This is a genomic window from Colwellia sp., from assembly GCF_013215345.1.
GTDB lineage: Bacteria > Pseudomonadota > Gammaproteobacteria > Enterobacterales > Alteromonadaceae > Colwellia.
Window position 1 is genome coordinate 22,787 of record NZ_JABSOV010000023.1, and the last position, 20,406, is coordinate 43,192.

10 protein-coding genes and 1 pseudogene are annotated in these 20,406 nt (G+C 38.9%); all 11 read left to right on the forward strand.

Annotation, left to right across the window (positions count from 1 at the left end; all coding sequences use genetic code 11):
• Window positions 1–2: 2 nt before the first annotated feature.
• The 11 genes and pseudogenes from pepN (at window position 3) to HRT50_RS05135 (ending at window position 20,221) form a co-directional block, all read left to right on the forward strand.
• Window positions 3–2,669 (forward strand): annotated as a pseudogene (gene pepN, locus HRT50_RS05085) (aminopeptidase N).
• Window positions 2,670–2,748: 79 nt separating this feature from the next.
• Window positions 2,749–2,964, forward strand: a complete 216-nt coding sequence (locus HRT50_RS05090) for a DUF2835 domain-containing protein (protein WP_291612001.1) — start codon at window positions 2,749–2,751, stop codon at window positions 2,962–2,964.
• Between the two features lie 377 nt (window positions 2,965–3,341).
• Window positions 3,342–5,432: a DUF1302 domain-containing protein gene (locus HRT50_RS05095; RefSeq protein WP_291612002.1), complete on the forward strand. Its 2,091-nt coding sequence runs from the start codon at window positions 3,342–3,344 to the stop codon at window positions 5,430–5,432.
• A 27-nt stretch (window positions 5,433–5,459) separates the two neighbouring features.
• On the forward strand, window positions 5,460–6,821 hold the full coding sequence (locus HRT50_RS05100) for a DUF1329 domain-containing protein (protein ID WP_291612004.1): 1,362 nt from the start codon (window positions 5,460–5,462) through the stop codon (window positions 6,819–6,821).
• 165 nt (window positions 6,822–6,986) lie between these two features.
• Window positions 6,987–8,021 carry a YCF48-related protein gene (locus HRT50_RS05105; protein ID WP_291612006.1) on the forward strand — a complete coding sequence of 345 codons (1,035 nt, stop codon included), beginning with the start codon at window positions 6,987–6,989 and terminating at the stop codon, window positions 8,019–8,021.
• Between the two features lie 62 nt (window positions 8,022–8,083).
• Window positions 8,084–10,408, forward strand: coding sequence for an MMPL family transporter (locus HRT50_RS05110; RefSeq protein ID WP_291612008.1), 2,325 nt, complete (start codon window positions 8,084–8,086; stop codon window positions 10,406–10,408).
• A gap of 458 nt (window positions 10,409–10,866) precedes the next feature.
• A complete protein-coding gene (locus HRT50_RS05115; RefSeq protein ID WP_291612010.1) occupies window positions 10,867–15,732 on the forward strand; it encodes an NAD-glutamate dehydrogenase in 4,866 nt (1,621 codons plus the stop codon).
• Between the two features lie 130 nt (window positions 15,733–15,862).
• Complete coding sequence (pyrD, locus tag HRT50_RS05120) at window positions 15,863–16,873, forward strand: quinone-dependent dihydroorotate dehydrogenase (RefSeq protein ID WP_291612012.1); 1,011 nt, start codon at window positions 15,863–15,865, stop codon at window positions 16,871–16,873.
• Between the two features lie 155 nt (window positions 16,874–17,028).
• A complete protein-coding gene (locus HRT50_RS05125) occupies window positions 17,029–17,508 on the forward strand; it encodes a cytochrome c (RefSeq protein WP_291612015.1) in 480 nt (159 codons plus the stop codon).
• Between the two features lie 263 nt (window positions 17,509–17,771).
• Entirely contained in the window at window positions 17,772–18,251 is a 480-nt protein-coding gene (locus tag HRT50_RS05130) for a DUF3015 family protein (RefSeq protein ID WP_291612017.1), read from the forward strand.
• Between the two features lie 110 nt (window positions 18,252–18,361).
• Window positions 18,362–20,221: a DUF4105 domain-containing protein gene (locus tag HRT50_RS05135; protein WP_291612018.1), complete on the forward strand. Its 1,860-nt coding sequence runs from the start codon at window positions 18,362–18,364 to the stop codon at window positions 20,219–20,221.
• The last annotated feature ends 185 nt before the right edge of the window (window positions 20,222–20,406 follow it).

Sequence of the window (20,406 nt, forward strand, 5' to 3'; positions counted from 1 at the left end):
CTATGTCATCTACTTTAGCAGACACAGCACCAAGATTTTTAGCGGACTACCGTCCAGCTGACTTTACGATTAAGACAGTAAACTTAACTATTAGCTTGGATGATAGCTGTAGCCAGGTTATTAGCGCGCTGACCATAGTGCGACAGGGTGATAGCCAGCAAAGCTTACAGTTAAACGGTGAGCAGTTGACGCTAGTATCATTAGTGCTTGATAACCAGGCCTTGAGTAAAGATCATTATCAGCTCAGTGATACTTTACTGACCATTCCGGCAAGTAGTTTACCGGAGAGTAATGAGTTTACTCTGACTATTACCACAGAGGTTAACCCGCAAGAAAATACTTCATTAGAAGGACTATTTAAGTCGGGTGATGCCTTTTGTACTCAATGTGAAGCCGAAGGTTTTCGCCGCATTACCTATTATCTTGATCGACCTGATGTAATGGCGACGTTTACGACTAAAGTAATCGCTAACAAAGCCCTGTACCCTTATTTATTATCCAATGGTAATAAAGTAGCGGCAGGCGAATTAGCGGATAATAAACACTTTGTCACTTGGCACGACCCATACCCAAAACCTTGTTATTTATTTGCCTTGGTTGCAGGAGACTTTGACTTACTTGAAGATAATTTCACTACGTCGTCAGGTCGTGAAGTTGCCTTAGAGATATTTGTTGATAAAGGCAACTTGGCCAAAGCTGAGCATGCCATGGTGTCATTACAAAAATCCATGGCTTGGGATGAAGAAACTTTTGGTCTTGAATATGACTTAGACATATACATGATTGTCGCGGTAGATTTTTTCAATATGGGCGCGATGGAAAACAAAGGCTTAAATGTTTTTAATTCCAAATATGTCTTGGCAGATAGCCAATGTGCGACAGATACAGATTATTTTAATATTGAAGCTGTTATTGCTCATGAATATTTCCATAACTGGACCGGAAATCGTGTCACCTGTCGGGATTGGTTCCAACTGAGTCTAAAAGAAGGCTTAACGGTTTTTAGGGATCAACAGTTTAGTGCGCAAATGCATTCAAGTGCAGTGACTCGTATTCAAAATGTGCGAGTGTTACGTTCACAGCAGTTTGCTGAGGATGCCGGCCCTATGGCGCATCCAATACGACCTGAAAAAGTAGTGGAAATGAATAACTTTTACACCCTAACTGTTTATGAAAAGGGCTCAGAAGTTATTCGAATGTTACATACGTTAATTGGTGTTGCTAACTTTAGAAAGGGCATGGATTTATACTTTGCTCGTTTTGATGGTATGGCTGTTACCTGTGATGACTTTATCAATGCGATGAGCGATGCCAGTGGTAAGGACTTATCTCAATTTAAGTTATGGTATAGCCAGTCGGGTACACCTGTCATCAAAGTAGTAGAAAGCTATGATCCACAAACCAAGGTATATAGCTTAACCTTAGCTCAGCAATCACCGGTAACTAAGAGCCAGCCAGAGCCGCAAGCATTACATATACCTATTAAAATTGAATTGATCAGTAAAAGTAATGACAATGCTACTCAAAGTGAGTTATTAGAATTAACCCAAACAGAGCAAAGTTGGCAGTTCAGTGGTTTTAACAGTAAACCGACTTTAGCCATGCTTAGCGATTTTAGCGCGCCGGTTAAATTGGTTTTTCAACAAGATGATGCCAGTTTACTGACCATTATCAAGCAAGCTGATAATAGCTTTTGTCGTTGGGACGCAGGGCAGAAATTGTTAATGTCATATATACAACAATTAACCTTTGACCCTGATTATGTTATCCCCAATGAGTTAATCACCGCCATCAATGAGCTATTAACGGGTCAGGGTGATCGAGCATTCATTGCAGAGCAATTACTTCTACCTAGTTTTGATGAAGTGGCTAGTTTGATGATAGATGTTGATCCCATGGCGCTTACCAGTGCTATAACGGCATTGTCACTGTTTATTGCCCAAGGCAGTCAGCAAGAATTACTATCTAGCTATCAAGCATGCCAGCAGTTAGATTTACAACAAAATCCAGCAGATGATTTACCCGATAAATTACCAAATAAGTCGCCACACAATAGGGTTGCTAATCGCGCATAAAAAAATGTTTGTTTAACGTTCCTAAGTCTTTTACCTGAATATCAATACTTGGTAACACAGCAATATCAGCAAGCTACCGATAATGATGACATTCTACAAGAGAATATGACCGATAGTTTGGCTGCATTAACCTGCTCAGCAAAGCATAACTTAACCGACTTGCATAAGCAGCTACAACACTTTGAACATAAGTGGCAGCAAACGACTTTAGTGATGGATAAATGGTTTGCTTTAAATGCCGGTGTTGTCAGTAACGATATTTTTGTGCAACTTGATAACTTATTGACCCATGCACAATTTAGTTTAAAAAATCCAAATCGAGCTCGCTCTTTAATTGGTGCCTTTGCAATGAATAACCCTAAGTATTTTCATTGTCCGACCGGACGAGGTTATCAATTTTTAGCCGAGCAAATTGCAAAATTAAATGAAATTAATCCGCAAGTTGCTTCAAGACTGATCACGCCGCTCATCCAATTTAAAAGTTTTGCAGCCAACCATCAGAAATTAATGAGGGCAGAGCTAGTTAAATTGCAATCATTGCCTAAGTTATCAAATGACTTAAAAGAAAAACTTGATGCAGCGTTAAATGACTAAGCAATCTGAAATCTAAGGCTATCACTGTATAGTAGCGTACTCATTTTTACCGGTGAGCACGTTACTAAATTATAACTCTATGAAATATTACTTCTCTGTCAATATAACCACTCAAGAATTCCTGCCTTATTATCAAGGCAAAGTACAAAATGTCGTGGTAACCACAACCCAGGGCATTAAAGTTCAATTCCCAGCCATGCATCTACGAAAGTACCTTACCGCAAACGGTATCCAAGGCCACTTTTGTTTACAAACCCAGCAGAACAAGTTTTTAGCCTTATCCAAAGTTAAATAATTTAAGCTTGACCTGCTTAAATAGAGTAAACACTTGAAACAGTGGTCTGACCATTTTGTTTGTGTCTTTGCTGTCATAGCTTTAACAAATCAGCGTTATTTCATCAACTTATAAAACAATGAACGTTTTGTAATGATTTGTTTTTAAACGCTAGTTTTAAACATGGTATTTAAACCTTCGGTAGTTTCAATGCAAGTCATTAAAATATAGCGCTTTAACTCTCACCTTTACGCTTGCTACCTAAGTCAAATGATGTAATTATTGTTGCCGTTAGATAAACAATAAAACAAAAACTAACTTTTGATTACATTTATAGAGATGAACTTTCACGGAACTTTTATCTTTTAGTATCATGTTTTGAATAGGGGAGAGAATAGATGAAACACAAGCCTCAACATGGCTTTGCCAAAAAACCTTTAGCTGTAGGTATTGCTGCCGCGCTTTCATTGTCAGTATTAACTTCATTAGTTGGTACTGCTCAAGCAGCAAGATTTGAGTTAGGTGATGTAGAGATCAGTTTTGACTCTACCTTTAGCATCGGCTCAAGCTGGCGCACAGAAAATAGAAACTGGAATGACAATGTAGGTAAGTCTAACAATGCCAACAATGATGTAGATTTCAGTAATTACAAAGTCTATGCGCCAAACCCAATAAAAGAAGATGTCTGGCCTGGTGCTGGTGGCTATTCTACCAATGGTGATGCTGGCAACTTAAACTATAATGCCGGTGAAAGTTTCTCTAAAATATTCAAAGGTGTGCATGAATTAGATATTCATTATCAAAATGTCGGTATTTTTGTTCGTGGTATGTATTTTTATGATTATGCCATGATGGATGACGATAGAGCTTCATCTAATGCGCTTACGGGGAATGTTTTCGACCCTTGCCGTGACAGTGAAGCTAAAAAGCAGGTCTGTAAAGATGTTCGTCTACTTGATGCTTATGTTTATGGCGACTTTGAAATAGCTGAAATGCCTTTCTCTGTACGTCTTGGTGATCAAGTGATTAGCTGGGGTGAAAGTACCTTAATTTCTCATGGCATTAGTGAGATAAATGCTGTTGATATTGCGCGTTTACGTGCGCCCGGCGCCGAATTAAAAGAAGCTTTTATTCCGGTTGGTACCTTGTGGGGCTCATTGGGCATAACTGATAACTTCAACGTTGAAGCCTATTATCAGTACTCTTGGGAAAAGACCATACTACCACCACCAGGTAGCTATTTTTCAACCAATGATTTTGCCGGTGATGGTGGACAATATAATAATGTTCAGTTAGGTTTTGGCGGTAATCCTGATGTGAATTTAGATTACCTAATAGGTGGCTTAAATGATATCGGTGATATGGTCAGAGCAGCTGCAGCTAGCGGTGATCCTGAAGCGCTTGCTACGGCTCAAGCTCAAGCTGGAGCAATGTATTCAGCTTATGCTAGCAGCATGACGCTCCGAGCGCCAGGCTCTAAAGCTGAAAATGAACCAGATGATGGTGGCCAATATGGTTTGCGTTTATCTTGGTTTATTCCTGAACTGAATGATACTGAAATTAGTTTGTATCATGTAAATTATCATAGCCGTCGTCCAATATTTTCAGGCGTCACCGCAGATTTTGGTGCTGTCGCGGGGGATATTGGTTATTTAGCGGTTAATGAAATTACCGAAGATAATTATACTGAATTAAATACTTTTTCTCGTGTTGAACTGGATTATCCAGAAGACATCAAAATGTATGCGATGAGCTTTAACACCACTATCGGCACGACTGCCTTTGCTGGTGAAGTGAGCTATCGTCAAGATGAACCAATGCAAATTGACGATGTTGAATTGCTTTTTGCAGCGGTACCACAGCAACTTGCTAATACAGGTAGCCCAGCATATGCCGCTTTAGACGGTGTCTCGCAAATGGTACAAGCTGATGGCACGCCATACCAACCAGGTCAAACATCACAAGGATATATTTTATCCGATACCGTGCAAGCACAAGCGACCTTAACACATTTGTTTGGTCCTACTTTAGGTGCAAGTCAATTTGTTGGTCTAATTGAAATTGGTGGCATCAATATTAATGATATGCCTGAGCAAAGTGAATTACGTTTAAATGGTCCAGGTACTGCGCGAAGTGGTAGCACCGGTGGTCTTATGCAGGTATTACAAGGTGGTACTGAAACTAACCCATTCCCAACAGAATTTGCTTGGGGCTATCGTGCGGTAGTTAAAATGGACTATACCAATGTTTTTGCTGGTATCAATATGTCGCCACGTATTGTCTTTGCTCATGATGTTAAAGGTATTACACCAGATCCACTGTTTATGTTTATTGAAGACCGAAAATCAATGTCTTTAGGTTTGAAATTTGATTACCAAAGTAAATGGTCAGCAGATATAAACTACAACAGTTTCTTCGGTGGTGTCGGCACTACCAACCAGATGGAAGATCGTGACTATGTATCTTTCAGCGTAAGTTATTCAATCTAATTTAAGGCAGTAATCATGAGAAATAACATGAATAAAGTCACATTATTATCATTGACCATCTCTATGGTCATATCAACAGGTGCTTTAGCTAAAGTACCTAGCGATCAAGTGGCAAAATTGTCATCGGAATTAACGCCAGTTGGTGCAACTCGTGCAGCGAATAAAGACGGTTCAATTCCTAAGTGGACTGGCGGTATTACTAAAGCTCCTGCGGGATATACGGTTGGTGATCACCATATTGATCCTTTTCCTAATGATAAAATAGAATTCACCATTACTGCAAGTAATGTTGCTGAGTACAAAGGGCTGTTAACACCAGGTCAAATCAAGTTATTTGAGACCTATCCTGATACTTATAAAATGAATATTTATCAAACACGTCGTAGTGCTTCTTACCCTGAACATGTTTATCAGGCTGTGCGTATTAATGCTTCACGTGCAGAGCTGGTTAAAGAAGGTAATGGTATTCAAGGGGCTGCTGTTGGTATTCCTTTTCCTATGCCAGCCAATGGTTTAGAAGCGATTTGGAACCATACCCTGCGTTATCGTGGTGAATCAGTCACCCGTTCTGGAGGTCAAGCGGCACCTACTGCATCAGGTAACTTTACTTATATTGGTTTAAAAGAAACATTATTATTACCTTACAGTATTAAGGGCGCCTCACCTGAGGAACTAGAAAATACTAATATTTTATTTAAATTTAAACAGAAAGTGACCGAGCCAGCACGTTTAGCCGGTACTGCATTGTTAGTACATGAGACCATGGACCAGGTGAAAACACCTCGTCAGGCTTGGACTTACAATACCGGTCAACGTCGTGTTCGTCGTGCGCCAAATGTTGCTTATGATGCACCTGGAACAGCAGCAGATGGTTTAAGAACTACTGATGATTTTGATATGTATAATGGCGCGCCAAATCGCTATAACTGGACATTAAAAGGCAAGCAAGAATTGTTGATCCCTTATAATGACTACCGTCTTCATAGTGATGAACTTAAATATGAAGATATTATACAGCCAGGTCATATCAACCCAGACCTAGTGCGTTATGAAAAACATCGTGTTTGGGTGGTAGAAGCTAACCTTAAAGAAAATACTCGTCATATCTATAAAAAGCGTGTCTTTTATATCGATGAAGATAGCTGGCAAATAGCGGTGACTGATATTTATGATAATCGTGATGAGCTTTATCGCGTAGCTGTAGCCCATGCTATTAACTATTATGATGTACCGACACTTTGGTCAACACTTGATGTTTATCATGATCTGCAGTCGCGTCGTTATATTGCCATTGGCTTAGATAACGAAACGAAGATGTATGATTTCTCAACTAAACTAAATGAGCGAGATTTTACTCCCGCGGCCCTAAGACGAGAAGGTCGTAGATAATCAGTAATATGGAAACGGCTGACAGATGTTAGCCGTTTTTTTTAGCGCTGTATTAAGTGTTTGTTTAGTACATACTTTACTTAGTTCATAGTTTAATTTAGTTAAGTTTACCTTTATTTTTATTACTATTTTTATTTTCAGAAATCAAAAAGAAAGAGTGTTGTTATGCGTTTATTAGTTGCTTTTGCAGTTATTTCTATTATTTCCCTTTCCTCCGTTCGTGCTGCAGACTCAGCTGTAACTTCTGCTACCTTAGCGTCTGCAACCGAATCGGCTTTAGCCAGTAAATCATTATTATTAGATATTTCCCCCATCGGCCAAGATAAATTAGTTGCTGTTGGCCAACATGGACATATTTTGTTGTCAAATGATGGTGAAAATTGGCAGCAAGCCAATGTGCCAGTCCAGGCAACATTAACCAGCGTCTATTTTTTAAATGAGCACTTAGGTTGGGCTGTTGGTCACGATGCCACTATATTACATAGTCAAGATGGCGGCCTTAACTGGCAAGTGCAACAATATTTACCAGAACTTGAAAAACCCTTGCTTGATATTTATTTTAAGAATGCCCAACAAGGCCTTGCTGTAGGGGCCTATGGACAAGTTTTTCGCAGCAATGATGGCGGTACAACTTGGCACAGTGAATTTCATCAAGAGTTTCTCTTAGCCGACGATGTCGACTACATTAAAGAACTCAAAGCCGAAGATGAAGAAGCATACCTAGATGAAATAGCTTTCATTTTGCCGCACTTCAACGGGTTAGTGCAAGATGGACGGACTTTATTCCTGCTAGGTGAAACTGGCTTGCTTGCTAAAAGCAATGACTTTGGTCTTACTTGGCAGAAATTTGATGGTTTTTATCAGGGCTCATTTTTCTCATTGGCTAGAACACAAAGTGGTAACATTTTAGTTGCTGGTTTACGTGGACATGTGTTTCGTAGTATAAAAAACGGCCAGCAATGGCAAGAAATAGCCACAAACACCACGGCATTGCTCAATGATATTGTTTTTGCTGATGATGAACGCATATTTGTTTTAGGGAATAATGGCATGTTACTGGTTAGTAGCGATGATGGTGAAAGCTTCAGCCAAAGACCTCAACAAGACGGTAAAACCTTAATTGCTGGTGTATGGTTTAAAGGGCGTTTATTGGCCGTTTCAGATGTTGGTATTAAGGTATTGAGTTTACCGAGCAATTAACAAACACAATCGTTTAAAAGCAATTTAATCATTAAATATAATAAAGTTCGGAATGTATCACTATGAAAATTTCTCTGGCTAGTCGTATTGAAGTAAGCCTATTTCGTCATAAATTCCTGGTGTTAATGTTATTCATCATCACCAGTGCATTTTTTCTTTTTCAAGCGACACAAATTAGGCTTGATGCCTCGTTTACCAAAAACATACCGCTAAATCATAGCTACATGAAAACCTATCTAAAGCATAGGGCGAATTTTGGTGGCGCGAATACTATACTCATCTCGGTTTGTGATAGTAGTGGTGATATTTTTAATCCTGGTTTTTTTGATGCCTTAAAAGGTGTGCATGACAAACTATTCTTCATCCCTGGTGTTGATAGAATTCAAGTGAAATCACTGTTTTCACCAAGTACACGCTTTGTTGAAGTGGTTGAAGATGGTTTTGCTGGCGGCCCCGTTATTCCCGCTGACTTTCAACCAACAACTCAAGGTTTAGCTGTTGTTAAAGCTAATATTGAAAAAGCCGGCATAGTAGGCAGTATTGTTGCCGATGACTACAGCTGTGCCATGGTTAAGGCGGCTTTATTAGACATTAACCCCGATACTGGTGAGAAGTTAGATACCCTAGAAATAGCGGGCCAGCTCGAACAAGAAATTCGTCAAGAGTTTGAGCGCGATAATATAACGGTTCATATCATTGGTTTTGCAAAAATGGTTGGTGATGTTGCCGAAGGTGCGAAAGGTGTGGTGTTATTCTTCGCGCTTGCCATTGGTATTACTGCGGTGATGGTATACATATTCTGTCATTCAGTTCGTTTAACAATTCTACCTATTCTGTGTTCGTTAGTAGCGGTTGTCTGGCAAATGGGCATGTTGTCAACTCTGGGTTTTGGTCTTGACCCTATGTCTATCTTGATTCCCTTTTTGGTGTTTGCTATTGGCGTTAGTCATGGTGTACAGATGATAAACTCGGTCGTTAAAAAAGTCGCTATTGGCTTAACACCGGCATCAGCTGCACAAGCAAGTTTTAGAGCCTTATTGATCCCAGGCGGTGTTGCCTTAGTTTCTGACACTGTTGGCTTTTTAACCTTATTATCCATTGACATTGGCATTATTAAAGAGTTAGCTATTACCGCTTCTATTGGCGTGGCGATGATCATTTTAACTAACCTTATCCTACTGCCAGTATTGCTTTCTTATACCAAAATAAGAACGACGGCAAAAGTAGGGCAGTTAACTGAAGAAAGTGCTGTTTGGACATTCATGGCTAGTTTTGCCACTAAAGGTCCGGCAAGAGTGATATTAGTGCTTACGGCTATTTTATTTGCGGTAGGGTTTTATCAAGGGCAAGCATTAAAAATTGGCGAATTACACGCTGGTGCTCCTGCGCTACATGAATCATCGCGTTATAACCAAGATACTTTCTTAATTACCGATAGGTATGCAATCAGTGTCGATTATATGTCTGTTATTATCGAAACAACTGAAAATGCCTGTACCTACTACGATACCATGGCTACGATCGATAGGTTCCAGTGGCAGATGGAAAACGTTGCCGGTGTGCAATCTGCGGTAAGCTTAGCGTCTATATCTAAATTAGTGAATGCCGGTTATAACGAAGGCAATCCTAAGTGGCGAGTTATTCCACGTAATCAACATACATTAGTACAGTCGATTGCACGGGTACCATCTTCAAGTGGCCTGTTAAATCATGACTGTAGTGTTATGCCGGTGATTTTATTCCTAGAAGATCACAAAGCAAACACCATCAATACGGTTATTGTTGCGGTGAAAGCAGCAGCTAAAGAATTAGGCAACGAACAAGTTCAATTTAAGCTAGCTTCTGGCCCTGTCGGGGTTATGGCAGCCACGAATGAAGCGGTAGCAGAAGCACAATTACCTATGATGCTTTATGTTTATGGTGCGGTAATAGCGTTATGTTTACTTAGTTTTAGAAGCATTAGAGCAACAATAGTTGTGGTTGTGCCTTTATATGTTGTCTCTACATTAGCTCAGTGGTTGATGACAGTACTTGATATCGGTTTAACGGTATCCACACTGCCCGTTATTGCCTTAGGGGTTGGTATTGGTGTTGATTATGGTATTTACATACTCTCTACCATGAGTACTAAGCTTAAAGAGGGCATGAATGTTCATGATGCTTATTTAGCGGCATTAAAAGAGCGAGGCAGTGCTGTGCTAATCACAGGCTTAACGTTAGCGATAGGCGTTTCCACATGGTTCTTCTCGGATTTAAAATTCCAAGTAGATATGGGCATATTACTAACCTTCATGTTCTTGGTTAATATGTTGGCGGCTATTATTATTTTACCGGCACTGTCAGCCTTTTTATGGTCAAATAAAAATAACGATAAAAACTCAAACTAAAAGCTAAACTTTTACGGAACAATTCATTGTTCATGTTAGGTTTAGAATAATAGCTCTATATTAAAGATGACATTAAGCACTTAATTAAATACAAAACTGTATTATTAAGTGCTTTTTTTTTGCTGAAATAAAACAATTAACGGTAATGAATATTGCATAAATAAACAATAAAAAAGCCGTTTAACCAGTATCTATTTATCATTACTGCATAAACACTGTTAACTGTAAAATAAACTGTTCATTTACTTATCCACCTCTTGAATAAAATACAAAAAAACACTCGCAATAGCCTAAGTTTATTCATAAAATCCACTGTATAGTCTATTCTGATAGACAAAATATAAAAAAATAAAGCATAAATTCTATTCTAGTAACTTGTTTACTTAACAGTAATAGCCTTTATCAAAACCAAAAGTAATTATTTCAAGCTTTCTTTTTAAAAGGAAAAGGAAACATCCATGGCGTTAGTAAACGGTTCACCCTCGGTTATTCTTAGCAATGTAGCAAAAATTATTCAACAGAAAGTAGATGGTAAAACAGCTCCCTTAGTGGAAAAGTTTGCCCAATTACTTTACGGCAACATGTCCTCATTAGATCTCGATCACCGTAATGAGAGTGACATGTATGGTGCGGCATTAAGCTTGTGGAGTTCACTTAACGAGCATAAAGATGATGCACCTGTTATCCATGTTTTTAATCCCTCGGTAAGTAAGAATGGTTGGAAGTCTAGCCATACTATTATCGAAGTGATTATTCAAGATATGCCATTTTTAGTGGACTCTATCCGTATCGCTTTAAACCGCTTAGGTTTATCACCACACTTGATGTTAAATGCGCCACTAAAAATAACTCGCGATAAAAAATTGGAAGTGACCGAATTAGCACCTATTGTTGATAATCTTGTAAAAGCCAGTTCAGAAGAAACCATATTTTTAATTGAAATTGATCGTCAATCTACCGAAGAAGAGTTAAGTAGCATTAAAAACACCTTACTCTCTGTAGTTGAAGATATCCGATTAACCGTCAGTGATTGGCAGCCGATGTTAGCTTGTTTAAAGAAGGTTATTGGGGATGTTAAAAAAGCTAAGTACCCTGGCACCAAAGCGCATAAAGAAGACACTTTAAGTTTTCTAAATTGGATGGCGGCTAATAACTTTACTTTAATGGGCTACCGCTCATATGACGTAAAAGCCGTTAAGGGCGATATTTCATTAGAAGCCAATGTTGAATCTAGCCTTGGTTTAATGAAAAACTCACCAGGAAATAAATCACGTCTTGTATCAAGCCTTAGCGCAACAGGTCGAGAAGTAGCACTTGGTCAAAACCACCTTATTTTAACTAAAACTAACTCAAACTCACGTGTTCATCGTCCTGCGCAACTTGATTACATTGGGGTAAAACGCTTCGATGATAAAGGCAATGTCGTTGGTGAGGAACGCTTTATTGGACTTTTTGGCTCCGCTTATTACACCAATAGCGCACTAGACTTACCGCTTATTAACTCTAAAGTGATGGCCGTATGTAAAGCGTCTCCTTTTGCCAAAGGTACTCACAACTACAAAACGCTCATTAATATATTAGAAACCTATCCAAGAGACGAAATTTTACAGTCTTCGGTAGAAGAGCTATTGCACAATGTTACCGGCATTTTGCAGATGCAGGAACGTGACTATACTGGCTTGTTTGTTCGACGTGATGCTTTTGATCGTTTCTACTCTTGTATGGTTTATGTACCAAGAGAGCGCTACAACACTAAATTACGTATGGAAACGCAAAGCTTACTTCAAGAAGTGTTTGACAGTAATGAAGAAGTTGAATTTACAACTTTCTTCTCAGAGTCGGTTCATGCTAGAACCCATTACATTGTTCGAGTTAACTCAACTAAAGCAGATATAGACGTGAAAGAAATAGAAAAGAATTTGAACGAAGCCGCCCGTAATTGGGATGATAAACTTGTCAGTGCTTTAGGAGCTAATCGTGGTGAAGCTGCAGCGAAAGCCCTGAGCCGTAAATATGTTAAATTTCCACAAGCTTATAAAGATGAAGTATTACCAGGCTCTGCTATTGTTGATATTGAAAAATTAGAAAACCTCACCGCAGAAAATGATTTGGAAATGCTTTTTTATCAACCGCTTGAAGAGAAGCCGGATAGCCGTTTTGTTAGATTAAAATTATTTCATACCGGCGAACCTATTCACTTAAGTGATGTATTGCCAATGTTGGAGAACTTTGGTCTACGTGTTATTGGCGAAAGACCTTATGCTATCCAAACGGCTGATGGTGAAACAAGCTGGATATTAGATTTTTCTATGTTCCTTACCGGTGAAGGTAAGTTCGATGTTTACAAAGTTAGAACGCTTTTCCAAGATGCTTTTGCCAAAGTATGGCATGGCGATTTAGAAGACGATGGTTTCAACCGTCTTATTTTAGGTGCCGGTATTGAAGGTCGTGCAGTGTCTATTTTACGAGCTTTTGCTAAGTATGAACGCCAAATTGGTGGTCGTTTTAGCCAGAGTTATATTGAAAACACCTTCTCTCGCTATCCTGATATGGCTGAATTACTGATTAAGTTATTTGTTTTACGCTTTGACCCAAAAAGTAAATCAACTGCATCTGCGAAAGAAAAAGCAACCAATAAACTGTTAGCAGAAATTGAGAGTTCACTCGATGATGTTGCTAACCTAGACGATGACCGCATTATTCGCCGTTTTGTCGAATTGATTAATGCCACTATCCGTACTAACTATTTCCAAGCAGACCCGGTGAAAGGAGATAAATCATACATTTCATTTAAAATCCTTCCTGAGCTAATAAGCGAAATGCCTCAGCCAGTACCAAAATTTGAAATCTTTGTTTATTCACCACAAATTGAAGGTGTGCATTTACGGGGCGGTAAAGTTGCTCGAGGCGGCTTACGTTGGTCAGATAGAAGTGAAGATTTCCGTACTGAAGTCCTTGGTTTAGTTAAAGCACAGCAAGTTAAAAATACCGTTATTGTTCCGGTTGGCGCTAAAGGTGGTTTTGTCTGTAAACAATTACCTAATGGCTCACGTCAAGAAATCTTCGAAGCGGGTAAAGAGTGTTACCGTACCTTTATTCGTGCCTTGTTAGACATTACTGATAACATTGTTGCCGGTGAAGTTGTACCACCTAAAGATGTGGTTCGTTTTGATGATGATGACGCTTATCTCGTGGTTGCTGCTGATAAAGGCACGGCAACTTTTTCTGATGTTGCCAACGCCTTATCTGAAGAATACAACTTCTGGTTAGGTGATGCTTTTGCTTCAGGCGGAAGTGTTGGTTATGACCATAAAGCCATGGGTATTACTGCTAAAGGTGCTTGGGAGTCAGTTAAACGTCATTTCAGAGAAATGGATATTGATTGCCAAAATACTGATTTTACCTGTATCGCTATTGGTGATATGGCGGGTGATGTATTTGGTAATGGTATGCTGTTGTCAAAACATATTCGCTTACAAGCAGCGTTTAACCATATGCATATCTTTATTGACCCTAGTCCAGAAGCCGCTAGTTCTTATGTAGAGCGTGAACGTTTATTTAATTTACCCGGTTGTACTTGGGAAGATTACAATAAAGAGCTTATTTCAAAAGGTGGCGGTATTTTCAGTCGTCATGTGAAATCCATCAAGCTCACGCCTGAAATCAAAAAAATGATCGGTACGCAAAAACAAAGCATGGCACCTACTGACTTAATGCAAGCCATTTTAAGTATGAAGGTCGATTTACTTTGGAATGGTGGTATAGGTACCTATGTTAAAGGTAGCAAAGAAACACATTTAGAAGTAGGTGACAGAGCGAATGATACCCTACGTATTAATGGTGTAGATCTGCAAGCTAAAGTGGTTGGCGAAGGTGGTAACTTAGGCTTAACTCAACTCGGCCGTATCGAATATGCAGCGAACGGTGGTCGTATTAATACCGATGCTGTTGATAATGCCGGTGGTGTTGATTGTTCAGATAATGAAGTAAACATTAAAATATTACTAAATACCTTGGTGCAAAATGGTGATTTAACCATTAAGCAACGTAATAAACTCCTTCATGATATGACTGATGAAGTCGGTGATATTGTTATTGAAGATTGTTATCGCCAAACACATTCGTTATCTATCACCGCTATGCGTGGTGCTAATCAGCTAAAAGAGCAAGTACGCTTTATTCATGAGCTTGAAAGAGCTGGGAAATTGAATCGCGCTCTAGAATACATTCCAGATGACGAAGAAATTGCTGATAGGTTAGCCCAAGGTAAAGGCTTAACTCGTCCTGAACTTTCGGTATTACTTGCTTACAGTAAAATGGTACTTAAAGATGATTTAGTTCATGTTGAAATTACTGATAACCCTTATCACAACAGTTTATTAATTGAAGCTTTCCCACGTCAGTTACGTGAGCAGTATCAAGCCGAGATGCAATTGCATCCATTGCGTGCAGAAATTATTGCCACCAAACTTGCCAATAAAATTGGTAATGATATGGGCTTTAACTTTGTTAATCGTATGCAAGAAGAAACCGGTGCCAGTATTGCCGAGATTGCTAATTGTTATACTATTGCCAGTGCAGTGTTTGAACTAGGTGACTTTTGGCAGCAAATTGAGGTGTTAGATAATCAAATATCTACCGCTATTCAAACTGAAATGCTGTTCCAATACCGCAGAACTGTTCGTCGCGTAACTCGTTGGTTCCTACGTCATCGTAACAAGTCACTTTCTATCGCAGAATCGATTGCCTTGTATCAACCAACATTTACCATTTTGTCTGAAAAGTTATTTAGCTTTATGATCGGTACTGAAGTTGAAGGATTAGAGCGTGTTGCGGCTGATTTAGTTGAGGCTGGTGTGCCTAAAGTTGTTGCTACGCGTCTAGCACAGTTAAGCACTTTGTTCTCGACCATGGATATTGCTGAAGTTGCTCAGGAAAATAACTGTACAGTTGAGCAAGCAGCAGACTTATACTTCAAATTGGGTGCACGTTTAGAGTTACATTGGTTCCTAGACCAAATTACTCGCCAACCGGTGGCAAACCACTGGCAAGCACTTGCGCGAGCTTCATTTAGAGAAGAGTTAGATTGGCAACAACGTTCATTAACGTCAGTGGTATTACGCTGTCAATGTGACGCTCAGTTTGCCGACTTAGAGCAACTGCTTACTGAATGGATTGACGTAAATGAGCAACCACTTGAGCGTTGGAAGCACATTTTGGCTGACTTTAAAGTCGGCCAGTCTCATGACTTCGCTAAATTCTCAGTAGCGTTACGTGAATTAATGTTATTGAGCCTAAATTGCCAACCGGTTTCAGCTAAATAAAAACCAAAATAACTGTTAACTAAGTTTATTTTGGTCAAACAGAGCTAGCATATTGTAATGCTCGCTTTAACTGATAAAATCCTCGCCTAGCGGGGATTTTTTATTTTTATTATTTACAAGTCGAGGCATTATGTTTTATCCAGCCATTCGTAAAGTTCTTTTTCAGTTTGACGCTGAAACCATCCATGAGTTGACAATTAAGGGCTTAAAAAACACAGGTAAATCACCTCTTAATGTTTTTTATAAACAACAAGTACAAGATAAACCGGTAACCGTTATGGGGATAAAATTCCCTAACCCCCTTGGTTTAGCTGCCGGTCTTGACAAAAATGGTGAGTGTATCAATGCCTTCGCTGCTATGGGCTTTGGTTTTGTTGAAGTTGGCACGGTAACACCTCGTCCTCAACCGGGTAATGATAAACCACGTATTTTTAGATTGCCTGAAGCTAACGCGATTATAAATCGTATGGGCTTTAACAATAAAGGTGTTGATTACTTAGTATCACAAGTACAAGCAGCTAACTTTAAAGGTGTTTTAGGTATTAATATTGGTAAAAATAAAGATACCCCAGAAGAAAATGCTAAAGATGACTATCTACACTGCATGCGTAAAGTCTACGATTTAGCAACGTACATAACGGTGAATATATCTTCTCCTAATACTCCAGGATTACGTTCGCTACAATACGGTGATGCCTTAAATGACTTATTGTCTGCTTTAAAGGCTGAGCAGAAAATACTTACAGATAAGTACGGCAAGTATATCCCTCTAACGGTTAAAATTGCGCCAGATTTAAATGAAGATGAAGTTAAATCCATTGCTAAGTCTTTAATTGATAATGGTATTGATGGTGTTATTGCCACCAATACAACTTTATCTCGAGAAGGCGTTGAAGGTCTTGAGTTTGGCGGCGAGCAAGGTGGCTTAAGCGGTCAACCGGTAAAAGATAAAAGTACTCAGGTTATCAAAATATTAAGTGAAGCCCTTGATAACAAACTACCAATTATTGGTGTTGGCGGCATAGCGTCAAGTGAAGATGCCAATGAAAAGTTAGCTGCTGGCGCAAGTTTAGTACAAGTATATACCGGCTTTATTTATCAAGGACCACCGTTAGTTAAAGATATAGTTAACGGCTTGTAAGTGATGAAATGCTAAGTAGCCATTTGTAGTATTCTAATTTTGTGTTTTGTTACAAAGTGTTGCTTGTCTAGCAGTGCGGTTACGCTACACTAGCCGAGTAAATACCATCAAAAGAAAAATCATCACAATAATAATTATGTAAGTGAGAAGTATCGATGAATGTCCTGAAAAAAAGTTTATTAGCTATTACCGTTGCAACGAGTTTAGTCGCCGCCACTGCAGCTATGGCGCAACCAGCAAGCTCTGAAAAACACGCTGTCTATGCAACCGAGTTACGCCAATCTATCTTTAAGCTATTGGGAAGTAACATGGGGCCATTGGGCGCTATGGCGAAAGGAAAAACTCCAGTTGATGCAACAATTGTTGAAAAAAATGCCACTCGCATCAACCAATTATCTTTGATGATTGCTGATTACACACGTACTGATACTTCAAAGTTCGATGTTAAAACGGAAGCTTTAGCCAAAATTTGGCAAGAAACTGACCATTTCAACAAAGATATCGACAAGCTAACCTTAGCGTCTGCTAAGCTAATTGCTGCGGCAAAATCTAACGATGAAAGTGCCATTAAAAAAGCTATCGGTGGTGTTGGTAAAACGTGTGGTGGTTGTCACAACGATTTTAAGAAAGATTAATTTATAGCATTATCGTTAAAATGACTTTGCCTTTAAAAGCCTTTGCATCTGCAAGGGCTTTTTTGTTGGCCATTATTAGGGAGTACTGAGCAGTGAACAAGAAATTTTTAACGGTTAAAAACTAATAGGAAACTAGATAGTCACTGATAAATTTCTCATGTAATTAATGACTTAATCGCTAGAATTAAAAGATCACATGTATTAAACTTACCACGGTTAATTTTAACAGTTAGTAACATTTAACAAAAATATAGGGATTTATCATGAAAAAATTATTAATTGCTTCTGCTTTATTAGTATCGACTTCTGCACTTGCAGATGCACCGGGTAGCCAATCTTGTGGTTGGGGCAACATGCTTTTCGCTGGTCAAACAGGCACTCCTAGTCATGTTTTAGCGGCAACAACAAACAACTCAACTGGTAACAATACTTTTGGTATGACATTCGGTACTAACGGTTGTTCAACTAAAGGTACATTGACTTACGGCGGTAAGGAAATGATTGATGTTAGCATGATTATGGATGAGTTCAGTGAAGACGTTGCTCGTGGTGATGGTGAAGCATTAACAGCCGTTGCTGTTTCTTTAGGTGTATCAGAAGCAGACCGTGCTTTATTCAAGTCGACACTTCATAACAACTTCAATACATTATTCCCTTCAGAAGAAGTAACCACTGAGCATGTAGTTAGCTCAATGTTCTCTTTAATGAAAAATGACGAAACGTTAGTTAAATATACAGTATAGTTTCTAGCTCTTTTGATGATAAAAGGCTGCTTCAGGTAGCCTTTTTTAATTAGTTAATTTATATTTTTCAACTTTCATTAATACCACTACATTTCTAGCAAGTAATCTCTATGACCTTAAAAGCATCGCTATTATCTTTATCTTTATTTTTTATGTTGACTGTAAAAGCGTTTGCGCAGCAGCCAACGAATATTTCTCAATTAGCACAAACTGAGCAATGGCGTGCGTTATTACATATCAATACACAAAAAGAAGGCAGTGATATTCAAAGTTATGTTGATGACGCTAGTTTCTTTTTAGCGACTGACGGCGCAACAAACCCGGAAAGTGAATTATTAGCCACTATTGCGGCTTTAAAAAAGCAAGACGATACTCAATGTAAATTTCCGGCAAGAACGCTATTTTTATTAGAAAACATTAAAGGTCTTAGCAAAGAAGTTAAACCCTTTTATTGTCAGGAATATCGAGACTGGCGCAACAAACTCAGCACTACCAGTGTGGTATTGGTTTTTGCATCAGCGCAACTCAATAGTCCCTCATCTATGTATGGCCATACTTTTTTCCGTTTTGATCCTGAAAATGTTGAGCAAGACTCAACTTACCTTTCTTATGCCTTGAATTTTGGTGCGACCGTACCCGAAGGCGATGCCGGCTTTTTATATGCGGCCAAAGGATTAACGGGGGGCTACCCAGGTAATTTTGCTGCTAATCCTTATTTTGAAAAAATTAAAGAGTATAACCGCCTGGAAAACAGAGACTTATGGGAATATAAATTAAATTTAAACCAGCATGAAATTGATGCCATGTTAGCCCATATATGGGAATTACAAGGTATCAACTTTGAATATTACTTTTTTGATGAAAACTGCTCCTTTCGTTTACTGGAGTTACTTGATGTTGCTAGACCTGGCTTGTATCTAGCGAATAATTTTCCGGTAACGGCAATGCCATTAGATACTGTTAGGGTCGTGCAAGATGCAGACTTAATCGCAGAGACTCATTACCGAGCGTCAATTTTAACTGAGCTAAAAACACAGTTAGCCATGTTGAGCGAGAATGAAAATGCCTTGGCACTGGCTTTATCTAAAGATATTAAGGTATTAACAATACCAGCGTTTATTAGTCTTCCTCTTGAGCAGCAACAAATTATTGTTGATAGTGCCTATCGGTATTTACGTTACCAAAATACGTTTAATGGTCGCCCTAAAGACACTACACGCCGAAGCTTCTTATTACTGAGACGACTAAGCGAAAACCCAACCAAGTTAATCATTCCTATTGAAGAGCCTTTGAGGCCAGATCTTGGCCATAAAACATCAATGCTCGGCGTTAGTTTTGGACAAAACCTAGAAAAATCTTTCGTAGAGATGAAATACCGAGGTAGCTATCATGACTTACTTGACCCTATTGCGGGTTATTACCAAGGTATGTCATTAAATATGGTCAATATCATGATCAGAGCCTATGAAGGCGGTGATATAAAACTAGAGAAAGCAGAATTACTTGATATTGTTTCTTTATCACCAAGGAACAGCTATTTCTCTCCTTGGTCATGGAAAGCCAATATCAGTGTAGAGCAACAATGGACAGTTGATAAGGAAGTGCTCATCACTCAAGGCTCAGGTGGTGGCGGTGTTAGTTACCAAATACAGGCTAACAGCCATTTTTTTGCTTTTGCCACGGGCAGGTTAGAGTTTAATCGTAAGCTTGATAGTTTTGCCGCCGTTGCACCAGGGGTACAGTTAGGTTTTTTACATTACTGGTCTAAAAGCACCTTGATGATTGAAGCCGAGCATTATCAGTTTTTGTTTGATCAAACCCAACGCAGTCGAGTGAGTTTTAAACAAAGTATACAACTTGGTGATAATGATAGTTTGAGGGTCTCTGCTGAATTTCATCGTATTGAAAGTAAGGATCATGCCAACAGTAGCTTTCAAGAGTTCAAGTTCGAATATCGCCACTACTTTTAATGACTCTAAATTTATTTTTCTTTAACAATGATATGAAATAAAGCTATAGAAGCCTATGTAATCTGGACGGTGTAAATAGTTTAAATAGTAAAAAACCCAAAAAAGGTTAGCCAAGCGGCTAACCTTTTTTGTTAAAACAGTTACCTGCGATAGTCTTAAGCAAGCCTTTAGCGATAATTCAACTG